The organism is Paraburkholderia sp. (genome assembly GCF_036488795.1).
Taxonomy (GTDB): domain Bacteria; phylum Pseudomonadota; class Gammaproteobacteria; order Burkholderiales; family Burkholderiaceae; genus Paraburkholderia.
Window position 1 is genome coordinate 24,023 of record NZ_DASXHA010000016.1, and the last position, 9,569, is coordinate 33,591.

Consider the following 9,569-nt stretch of genomic DNA (forward strand, 5'->3'; position numbering starts at 1 on the left):
AACTTTTCAGGAGCCGTTATGAAAGCTGTCGGTCTTTATCGTTATTTGCCTGTCGACCAGCCGGAAGCCCTCGTCGACGTGGAGCTTCCCAAGCCCGAGGCCACCGGCCGCGACTTGCTGGTGAAGGTCGAGGCGATCTCCGTGAACCCGGTTGACTACAAGGTTCGCTCGCCCAAAGACACGGTGGAGAAGGCGCCGCGCGTGCTCGGCTGGGACGCCGCGGGCACGGTGGCCGCGGTCGGCCCCGAGGTCACGCTGTTCAAGGTCGGAGATCCTGTGTTCTATGCCGGCAGCATCACGCGGCCAGGCGCGAATAGCGAATATCACCTGGTGGACGAGCGCATCGTCGGACGCAAGCCGGCTTCACTCGATTTCACGCATGCGGCGGCGCTGCCGCTGACCGCGATCACCGCATGGGAAGCGCTGTTCGACCGGCTCGGCGTGTCGCCGCAAGGCGCGGATCGCGGGCGTTCGGTGCTGATCATCGGCGGGGCGGGTGGGGTCGGCTCGATCGGCATCCAGTTGGCCAGGCAGTTGGCCGGGCTCACGGTGATCGCTACGGCGTCGCGTCCCGCATCGGCGAAGTGGGCGACCGAACTCGGCGCGGATCACATCATCGATCACTTCGGCGACATGCCGGCGCAACTGAAACAGATCGGCTTCGACAATGTCGACTTTGTTCTCATGTTCAACGACACCGACAAGCATTTCCCCGCCGCGGCAGCGATGATCAAGCCGCAGGGGGGCATCTGCTCGATCGTCGAAAACGACAAGCCGGTTCCGGTGGAACTGCTCAAGGCAAAAAGCGCGGCGTTTCACTGGGAGTTCATGTTCACGCGCTCAATGTTCGGCACACCGGACATGATCGAGCAGCACAAGCTGTTGACCGAAGTGGGGCGCCTGATCGACGCGGGCACGCTGCGCACGACAGTCGGCGAGCATCTCGGCAAGATCAATGCGCAGAACGTGCGGCGCGCGCATCAGTTGCTGGAGGAAGGACGTGCCATCGGCAAGCTCGTGTTAACCGGCTTTTAAGGTGCCGATTCGAGCGCGCCATTAGGTTGTTCGACGCTCAAACGCAAGCGGGTTAACACCCGATCCGCGCGAGGCGCGCTCGGGTCCGCTTGGCGTTAGACTGACGGGGCTTCATGCGCAAATAGCTGCGTGGCTCGTCACCCGGGTGCGCAGCGGCACAACGAGGAGGTGACAGTATGAGCCCGTGCTTCAGACTCTCCGCCGTTTCTGTTGTTGCTCCTCTGACATACGCGCTGGTTGCGTGCCTGTTCGTGACGGCGGCCCGCGCGGCCACGCCCATTACGGTCACCTCGCAGGCCGCTCCGGACGGACCGATTCGCTACACGGTCAAGGTCACCTCCAAACAGTTCGGCAATGCGCAGGAAACGCGCACTATCCGCTCCGGCGAGTCCGATGATTTCACCTGGAAGACGGTACCGCCCGGCGGTCCGGTCGCCGCCACGGAAGACTGCCCGGACTACACCTCGCTGCCGGTCGATACCAACGGCGCGATGATCCGTCAGACGCAGATCCGCTTCGCGCCGGTCGTAGCCGCGAATGGCACGGCGAGCGTGCAAATGAGTTTCCAGGCACAGACGCCGCACGGCACCAGAACGGTCACGAACGCAGGCAAGACGCTTACTTGTCCAAACCAGGTCAAGGTCAGCCAGATCCTGCGCTTTTCGATGCCGACCAATGGCAGCACGAAGACCCTGAGCCTGAGCGACGGCACGCAGGTCTCGGTGACGGCGAAACGCTGAGCGGCCCGGATCACCCGCGTGCGCCGCTTGCGCGTTCCACCAGCCGTGACGCCAGAAAACGATGCTCGGCGGAGAACAGGCGCCGGTAAGTCAGCAGCACGGCGCCCACCGTGCCGAGCGCCGATGACGCAGCAATCAGAAACATGATCACGATCTGATAGCGCACCGCCTGGAGCGGCGACTGGCCGGCCAGCACCTGGCCCGTCATCATGCCGGGCAGACTGACCACACCGACCACCGCCATCTGGTTCAGGGTCGGAATCATGCCGGCGCGCACCGCCTGGCGAGCCGGCCCTTGCGCAGCTTCCCAACGCGTCGCGCCGAGCGCGAGTGCCATATCCACGCGGTCGCGCCGCGCGGTCAGTTCCTCGGTCATCCGTTCGATGCCGAGCGACACGCCGGTCAGCGTGTTGCCGAGGATCATGCCGAGAATCGGAATCGCGTACTGCGGCTCGTACCAGGGGTGGATGCGGATCACGACGAAGAGGCCTACCGCCGCGACCAGCCACGAACTGAACCAGATCGACACCACGCTGTCCGCGCGCTGACCGGCGTACGTGCGCGCGCCGCGTTGAGCGCCGGCGAAACCGGCAATCAGCGTCATGATCACCATCAGCGGCAAGACGACGTACCAGCGGTTGTACTGGAAGACCCAACCGAGCACATAGCCGATCGCGAGCAACTGGACAACCGTACGGACTGCGGCCCACGCCAGCTTGCGTTCGAGGTCGAGCTTGAGCGCCACCGACAACGCGCCGTTCACGACGATCAGCAGCGCGGCGATGCCGACGTCCCACAAGCTCAGGTTTTGCAGCATCATGGAGCGCGCTCCTCGTGGTCGGTGCCCGATGCGGAGGCGCTGGCCGACCGCTCCGCTGGCGCGTCATGTGCAACTGTCACGTTGTCTTCATGCGGCGCTTCATCCAGCACGCCCGCGCGCATGGTCAGATGACGTTCGCTCATGCGTTTTGCTTGCGCCGGATCGTGCGAGACCCAAATCCAGGCGCGCGGTTTGTCGTCCGCCACGAACCACGCCTTGACGAGACCTTCTATTGCGTGAGACGACTCCGGGTCCAGTGACGCAGTGGGCTCATCGAGCAGCAACACTTCCGGTGCGAGTTGCAGCACGCGAATCAACGCTGCGATCTGCGCTTCGCCGCCTGACAGATCGCTTGCTCGCTTGTCGAGAAAGTGTTCGCCGCGGCCCGCCTGGGCGGCCAGCGACGCTGCCCGCGCGCGATCGAAGCGCACGTCGCGATAAGCCTTGAGCGTGAACGGATAGCGCAGGTTGTCCTCGACGGTGCCGTCCAGAATCGCCGGACGCTGCCGGATATACGCCACGTTGCGGCGATAGCGCGGGATCGTCGCGCGCTCGACGGGTTGGCCGTGCCAGGCAATGCGCCCGCCATCGAGCGGATCGAGTAGCGCGAACGCGCGCAGGAACACGCTCTTGCCCGACCCCGAGGGCCCGCTGATGGCGACGCGGTCGCCGGCGTGAAGCGCAAAGCGGGTGGGCTGCAGCAACATCTGTCCGCTCACAGGATCGCGCCGGGCGATGTCCTCGGCGTCGACAAGGGAAGTATCCGTCATGGTGGGGGATGTGTTTATACGTACAGTGCACCGCCTCATGGGGCAGCGGCGCGGACGCCGCAGCGGACGACACCGCGCCGGCTTCGCCGCGCGCCACGCGAGGCATACTGAACCAGGCATGCGAACTGCTGTCGGATACCCAACAAGAAATGAGCGGAGTTCCTCATGGCAGTGTCGGGCACGATTGGCAGGCGCATCGGCAAGATCATCGCATGGGTGGTCGCGGTTATCGTGATTCTGATCGTCGCACTGGCGATCTTTATCCTGACCTTCGACTGGAATCGCGCCCGTCCGTGGGTCGATGACAAGGTGAGCGCGGCGATCGGCAGGCAGTTCACGATCAACGGCGATCTCAAGGTGGGCTGGCGGCATCCGGTGGGCGAAACGGGCTGGCGGGCATGGGTGCCGTGGCCGCGTTTCTCGGCCGCCAACATTACGATCGCGAACCCCACCTGGGCCAGCCAGCCGCAATTCGCGACGCTCGACGAGATCGACTTCGAAGTCGCCGTGCTGCCGCTGCTCGCGCATGACATCGTGATTCCCGCCATCAACCTGGTGAATCCGTCCGTCGATCTGGAACGCCTGCTCGACGGCCGCGACAACTGGACTTTCAAGCTGCAGTCGTCGGCCGGACCATCCGAGTGGAAGCTCGACCTGCACGATATCCAGTTCGCCAAGGGCAATATCGCCGTGTCCGATCAGCAGAAAAAAGTCGATGTGCAAATCGTGGTGGATACGCTCGGTCAGCCGATTCCGATCGGCGACGTGATGAAGCAGCAGGAGGCCGCCTCGCGCAGCACGTCGGCGCAAGTGGTCGGCCAGCAGGGCGCTAACCGGCTCACGGCCCAGGTGAATGCGGAGGCGGCCTCGGAGGCGGCGTCGGCTGCGGCGGCCTCCGCTGCTTCTGCAAGCGAAACCGCCGCGTCGGCAGGCAGTGCCGGAGCGGGCGCATCGGCAACGGTTGCCGGGTCCGGCGGCAGCGTGCCAATGACCGCGACCGCGCCGGCCAGCAGTACGGCGGCCGCGCCGCCTGCCGCGGCGCCGACCTATGCCATGGGCTGGACCGTGAAGGGCAGTTACAACCGCACGGCCGTCTCGGGCGACGGCAAGCTGGGCGGCGTGCTGGCCCTGCAGGACGCCAACCGGCCGTTTCCGCTGCAAGCCGACGTCAAGGTGGGCGATCTGCATGTGGCGCTGGTCGGCACCGTCACGGATCCCGCGCATCTGGCCGCAGTCGATCTGCGTCTGTGGCTGCAGGGGCAGAGCCTCGCGCATCTGTACTCGATCACCGGCGTGACACTGCCGGATACGCCGCCTTACGCGACCGAAGGGCGGCTGGTCGGCCAGTTCAAGCGCAATGGCAGCGTTTTCAGGTATGAAAATTTTACAGGCCGGGTGGGCGGCAGCGATCTGAACGGCACGCTGACCTACACGGCGCGCGAACCGCGTCCGCTGCTGCAGGGCGAACTCGTGTCGAACCTGCTGCAGTTCTCGGATCTGGCGCCGGTCATCGGCGCCGATTCCAACGCCAGCAAGGCGAAGCGCGGCGACACGACGAAGCAGCCCTCCGACAAGGTCTTGCCGGTAGAGGAGTTTCGCACCGACCGTTGGAAAGCGATTGACGCAGATGTCAAATTCACCGGCCGGCGTCTCATCAAGAATCCGGCCCTGCCGATCACCAACCTATACACGCACGTGGTGTTGGCCGATGGCGTGCTGTCGCTGACCCCGCTTTCGTTCGGCGTAGCGGGCGGCACCCTGTCTTCGGAGATTCATCTGGACGGCAGCGCGACGCCGTTGAAGGGGCGCTTCTCTACGTCGGCACGCCACCTGAAACTCAAGCAGCTGTTCCCAACATTCAAGACGATGCAAAGCGCGCTGGGCGAAATCAACGGCGACGCCGCGCTCTCGGCCACCGGCAATTCGCCGGCGGCGCTGGCGGGCACCTCGAACGGCGAGGTCAAGGCGCTGGTGACCGACGGCACGGTGAGCCGTCTGCTCATGGAGGCGGCCGGCCTGAACGTGGCGAACGTGGTCTATGAAAAGCTGTTCGGCACGGCCGATGTGAAGATCAACTGCGCGGCCGCCGACTTCGTCGTGACCGACGGCGTGCTCAACCCGCGCGTGTTCGCGCTCGACACGGACGACGCGGTGATCGACATCGACGGCAACGTCAGCCTGCGCGACGAGACCATGGATCTGGGCATCCATCCCCACACGAAGGGCTTCCGGGTGTTTTCGCTGCGTTCGCCGTTGTACGCGAAGGGCACCTTTAAAGATCCGCACGTGGGTGTGAACGCGACCGCGCTGGCATTGCGCGGTGGCGCGATGATCGGTCTTGGTCTGATCAATCCGTTTGCCGCGCTGATTCCGCTGATTGCACCCAGCAATAACAAGCCGCTGCCATGCGCGCAATTGCTGGCAAACGAGCGGGCGCAACAACCGGCCGCGCCGCCGCCCGGACAGAAAGAGAAGGCGCGTGCGCCGCTCTCGCAGGGCACCGCCGCGGCGCCGCCGAAGTCCGGCAACGCGAAGCCCGCGGCAAAGCCGGCTACGCTGACGCCGGCCAGCGCGGCCGAGTACAAGGGTAGCTAGGCCTTGACGTGAGACCCGCTAAAGACGGTCGTTCAGATGACGGAAGCGCGGGGCACGGAAGCTCCCACGAACGAAGGCGAGGCGGCGCAGCGCGACGCGGCCAAAAAAAATTCGCGCGCTCATGATGGCATGAGCGCGCGAACGGTTTTGTTCAGCCAGTTCGTACAGCGGAAAAACGGGCGCGAGCGAATCAGCGCAACGAACGTGGCGCCGCGTCGCCGGCGGCATCTTGCCGACGCACGCCGCGACGTGACGTGCCGCTCACGACGCGCGTTGCACCAAACTCCGGCAGGATCCGGCCACGTGCACGGCTGGCGAACACCAGAAAGCCGAAGCCGTCGGCCTCGTACCAGTAGCCGCCGTTTTCCAGCCCGTCGAGCGGCTGTTCCAGCGCGTTAGCAATGGATTCGATGCAGCGCCGGCGTAGCTCAGCGGCTGCCGGATAGGGAGGCTGCGCGCCGCGCACGCTGCACAGCAGGACGTCGAGGCCAGGCAGCACGTGTGCATAGAGGACCGGTTCGTCCTGAGCACGTGCCCGCGCGATCTTGGTGTCGAGCTGGCCGAAGGGTTTGAAATGCCGTAGCACCGCTAGGAACGACTCGTCGCCGTCCACCTTCGCGCGCCTACGCTTTTTCGGGAAGGACATAAAAATTCGCCTGAAAAAGAATTGCAAGAAACGCAGCGTCCTCATGCGACCACTCCCGGCTTCGCGCCGCCGCACGTCGATCTTTTATAGCATACGAAAATGCCAGATTCACGGTGATTCGACGATCAATCTGCCTCACACCCATCCGCACGAATCGTGCCGAATCGCCCTGCCGCGCGCTTTCGCATCCCCATTACCCGTCTCCAACCTCTGTCTCCATAATAGACGCAGGCGCCGCGTAAGGGACACTCCCACCACGAAAAAAAGACATTTTTATGTGGCCCAGCGCCTCAAGCGCGGCACATTGAAATATCTCAAATTCACGTCGATAATGGCCCGGTTCCGGATGCGCCCGCTGCGGCGGCCCGGCGGTCGGGCGCTGTACGGCGGCGTCTTGCGGTTCGCCGGCGGCGTGCACGCATGGCCGTGACCGGATGGACTGCCAGGCGAACATGAAATTATTCACCAAAGGGTTGTTGCTGATTGCCATGCCGAGCGTCGTCGAGCTGGCATTGCTGGGCGTCGTCTTCGACACTCAGCAACAGACGGCGCAAGCCGCGCTGTGGGTGGCCAACAGCAAGCACATCCTGTACGAATCGGCTGCGCTGGTCGATCCGTTGCTGCGCGAGGCGGCGCGAATCCGCACCGGCATGGTAGTCGGCGATCCTCTGTTCATTGACCGGCGCGCGGCATGGGTCGATCTCTCCGACCGTCTGATGCGTCTCGAGCAACTGGTGGCGGACACGCCGCAGCAGGTGGCGCGGGTGCAGCAGATGCGCGCTACCGTCGATGCTTATCGCGCGCAAGCTACGGCGATCTCGCAGGCGTTGCACGAAGGGCGCAGCATCACGCCTTATATCGCTCTCGATACTCAGGCGATGCCGGGTCAGGTGGCGCAGTTTCGCGAGCAGCTCGACACTTTCCTGCACGAGGAGTCGCGCCTTGACGCGCAACGCAGCGCATCGCTCGCGCACAGGCGTGCGCGCCAGCAATACGCGCTGATTGCGGCCGTGCTCGGTTCGATGCTGATCTGGGGCATCACCGCGCTGGTGTTCGCCCGCAGTATCGGACGCCGACTCGAGGTGCTGACCGGCAACGCGGAGCGCCTGGGTCTCGGCCGGCCGTTGAGTGCGCCGCTCTCGGGCAACGACGAGATCGCCGCGCTCGACGCCGCCTTGCACCAGACCGGCGCGCGGCTGCGCGCCGCCGAGCAGGAGCAGGCCGTATTGAAGGCCCGGCTGCAGGCGCGCGCCAAGGAGTTGGCCGAGCTCAACGAGGAACTGCGTCAGGAGACTCAGGACAACGAGATGTTCATCTACAGCGTCTCGCATGATTTGCGCTCGCCGCTGGTCAACCTGCAAGGTTTTTCGAAGGAGCTGCAGGTATCGTGCGATGAGCTGCGCGCGACGGTCGACGCCGCACAACTGCCGCGTCACGAAGAAAAGCGTCTCACGGACGTGCTCGATGGCGACGTACGCGAGTCGCTGCATTTTTTGCGGACCGCGGTGACGCGCGCGGCGGCCATCATCGACGCGTTGTTGCGTATCTCCCGGGCAGGGCGCTTCGAATACCAATGGCAGCGCGTCAGCGTCGGGCGCGCGGTTGCGCGCGTCGTCGACGCTCTGGCGGCGGTGATCCACGAGCGCGGTGCTGTGCTGACCGTGCGCGAACTGCCGCCCGCCTGGGGCGATCCGGGAGCGATCGAGCAGATCTTTGGGCAGCTGATCGGCAACGCACTCAACTTTCTCGAGCCTGGCCGGCTGGGCCGGATCGAGGTGGGTGCGTTCGAGCCAGACCCGCTCGACGAGAGCCAGCCGCCCGTGCTGCGCACGCGAACTTATTACGTGCGCGACAATGGCATGGGAATTCCGGCTGCGTACATGTCCAAGGTGTTCCGGGCCTTTCAACGCCTGCACGGCGACGTGGCGAAGGGTGACGGGATCGGGCTGGCGCTGGTGCGGCGCCTCGTCGAGCGGCACGGCGGGCGGGTCTGGGTGGAATCGGCGGAGGGCGCGGGTTCGACATTTTTTGTCGTGTTGCCGGAGCAGCCGGCGCGCCTTTGAAGCCGGCTTTCAAGTCTGGCCTTTGAGCCCTCGACGGCGGGCCGCGCCAACACACCGGGCATCCATCTGCGAGCTGGGATGGTCCGAATGAGTACGAGATACGAACAATGAGTCATGCGCCGCCCGCCGCGCAGGCGCGGGCTGCTCGTGGTCGTCTCCGACTTCCTCGGACCGCTGGACTGGGAACGCCCGCTGCGCGCGCTCGCCAGCAGGCACGATGTCGTCGGCATCGAAATCCTCGACCCGCGCGACATCGACCTGCCCGAAGTCGGCTCGCTGGTGCTCGCCGACCCCGAATCCGGCCGCCAGCGCGAAGTCAACGCGTCCCCCCTGCTGCGCCGCGAATTCGCCGCTGCCGCCGCCGAACACCGCGCCATGGTCGCGGCCGCGCTGCGCAGCACCGGCGGCGGACACCTGGTGCTGCGCACCGACTCGGACTGGATCGCCGACACCGTCCGCTTCGCGGTCGCCCGCAAGCGCCGTTGGTCAGGAGGTGTCTGATGACGTTGAGCCTGACCGGGTTCACCGCGGCGTGGTGGTTCCTGCTGCTGGCCGTCGTGGCCGCGCTGGCCATCGGCTACGTGATCATCCAGCGCGCGCGCAAGCGCCGCACCCTGCGCTTCGCCAACCTCGACCTGCTGGAGCGGGTCGCACCCAAGAAACAGGGCTGGTGGCGGCACGCGCCCGCCGCGATCCTGCTGGTCGCGATGCTGCTGCTGACCGTCGCACTGGCCGGTCCAACCGCGCAGGAACGCGTGCCGCGCAACCGGGCGACGGTGATGCTGGTGATCGACGTGTCGCTGTCCATGGAAGCCACCGACGTCACGCCGAGCCGGTTGAAGGCCGCGCAGGTGGCGGCGAAGCAGTTCACCGACGGGCTGCCCACCGCGTTGAACCTCG

The 9,569-nt window shown here is 65.4% G+C and carries 9 protein-coding genes; 6 read left to right on the forward strand and 3 right to left on the reverse strand.

Features of this window, described 5'->3' with window-relative positions; genetic code table 11:
• Nucleotides 1–18 precede the first annotated feature (18 nt).
• Complete coding sequence (locus tag VGH41_RS02370; RefSeq protein ID WP_331595740.1) at nt 19–1,035, forward strand: zinc-binding alcohol dehydrogenase family protein; 1,017 nt, start codon at nt 19–21, stop codon at nt 1,033–1,035.
• A 176-nt stretch (nt 1,036–1,211) separates the two neighbouring features.
• A complete protein-coding gene (locus tag VGH41_RS02375) occupies nt 1,212–1,775 on the forward strand; it encodes a DUF6013 family protein (protein WP_331595741.1) in 564 nt (187 codons plus the stop codon).
• A gap of 10 nt (nt 1,776–1,785) precedes the next feature.
• Here VGH41_RS02375 and VGH41_RS02380 read toward each other — a convergent pair whose 3' ends face one another.
• Both VGH41_RS02380 and VGH41_RS02385 read right to left on the reverse strand, forming a co-directional pair.
• Nucleotides 1,786–2,595 (reverse strand): ABC transporter permease, encoded by an 810-nt coding sequence (locus VGH41_RS02380; protein ID WP_331595742.1) that lies wholly within the window; start codon nt 2,593–2,595, stop codon nt 1,786–1,788.
• The gene (locus tag VGH41_RS02385; RefSeq protein ID WP_331595743.1) at nt 2,592–3,365 is read right to left on the reverse strand and encodes an ABC transporter ATP-binding protein; all 774 of its coding nucleotides are present in this window, start codon (nt 3,363–3,365) and stop codon (nt 2,592–2,594) included. Before VGH41_RS02385 ends, VGH41_RS02380 begins: the two co-directional genes overlap by 4 nt.
• 165 nt (nt 3,366–3,530) lie before the next feature.
• On the opposite strand from VGH41_RS02385, the gene VGH41_RS02390 reads away from it, so the two are divergent.
• The gene (locus tag VGH41_RS02390; RefSeq protein WP_331595744.1) at nt 3,531–5,960 is read left to right on the forward strand and encodes an AsmA family protein; all 2,430 of its coding nucleotides are present in this window, start codon (nt 3,531–3,533) and stop codon (nt 5,958–5,960) included.
• A gap of 190 nt (nt 5,961–6,150) precedes the next feature.
• Here VGH41_RS02390 and VGH41_RS02395 read toward each other — a convergent pair whose 3' ends face one another.
• Nucleotides 6,151–6,651 carry a hypothetical protein gene (locus VGH41_RS02395; RefSeq protein WP_331595745.1) on the reverse strand — a complete coding sequence of 167 codons (501 nt, stop codon included), beginning with the start codon at nt 6,649–6,651 and terminating at the stop codon, nt 6,151–6,153.
• A gap of 407 nt (nt 6,652–7,058) precedes the next feature.
• On the opposite strand from VGH41_RS02395, the gene VGH41_RS02400 reads away from it, so the two are divergent.
• The 3 genes from VGH41_RS02400 to VGH41_RS02410 form a co-directional block, all read left to right on the forward strand.
• Nucleotides 7,059–8,669 (forward strand): sensor histidine kinase, encoded by a 1,611-nt coding sequence (locus VGH41_RS02400; RefSeq protein WP_331595746.1) that lies wholly within the window; start codon nt 7,059–7,061, stop codon nt 8,667–8,669.
• A gap of 114 nt (nt 8,670–8,783) precedes the next feature.
• Nucleotides 8,784–9,170 carry a hypothetical protein gene (locus VGH41_RS02405; RefSeq protein ID WP_331595747.1) on the forward strand — a complete coding sequence of 129 codons (387 nt, stop codon included), beginning with the start codon at nt 8,784–8,786 and terminating at the stop codon, nt 9,168–9,170.
• Nucleotides 9,170–9,569 (forward strand): BatA domain-containing protein (locus VGH41_RS02410; protein WP_331595748.1); only part of this gene is annotated, 400 nt, incomplete at its 3' end. The genes VGH41_RS02405 and VGH41_RS02410, both read left to right, overlap by 1 nt.

Excerpts from the sequence above, each read along its gene's own strand:
- VGH41_RS02385 (WP_331595743.1), bottom strand. The coding sequence starts at position 3,365 with ATGACGGATACTTCCCTTGTCGACGCCGAGGACATCGCCCGGCGCGAT.
- VGH41_RS02400 (WP_331595746.1), top strand. The coding sequence starts at position 7,059 with ATGAAATTATTCACCAAAGGGTTGTTGCTGATTGCCATGCCGAGCGTC.
- VGH41_RS02375 (WP_331595741.1), top strand. The coding sequence starts at position 1,212 with ATGAGCCCGTGCTTCAGACTCTCCGCCGTTTCTGTTGTTGCTCCTCTG.
- VGH41_RS02390 (WP_331595744.1), top strand. The coding sequence starts at position 3,531 with ATGGCAGTGTCGGGCACGATTGGCAGGCGCATCGGCAAGATCATCGCA.
- VGH41_RS02370 (WP_331595740.1), top strand. The coding sequence starts at position 19 with ATGAAAGCTGTCGGTCTTTATCGTTATTTGCCTGTCGACCAGCCGGAA.
- VGH41_RS02380 (WP_331595742.1), bottom strand. The coding sequence starts at position 2,595 with ATGATGCTGCAAAACCTGAGCTTGTGGGACGTCGGCATCGCCGCGCTG.
- VGH41_RS02405 (WP_331595747.1), top strand. The coding sequence starts at position 8,784 with ATGCGCCGCCCGCCGCGCAGGCGCGGGCTGCTCGTGGTCGTCTCCGAC.
- VGH41_RS02395 (WP_331595745.1), bottom strand. The coding sequence starts at position 6,651 with ATGAGGACGCTGCGTTTCTTGCAATTCTTTTTCAGGCGAATTTTTATG.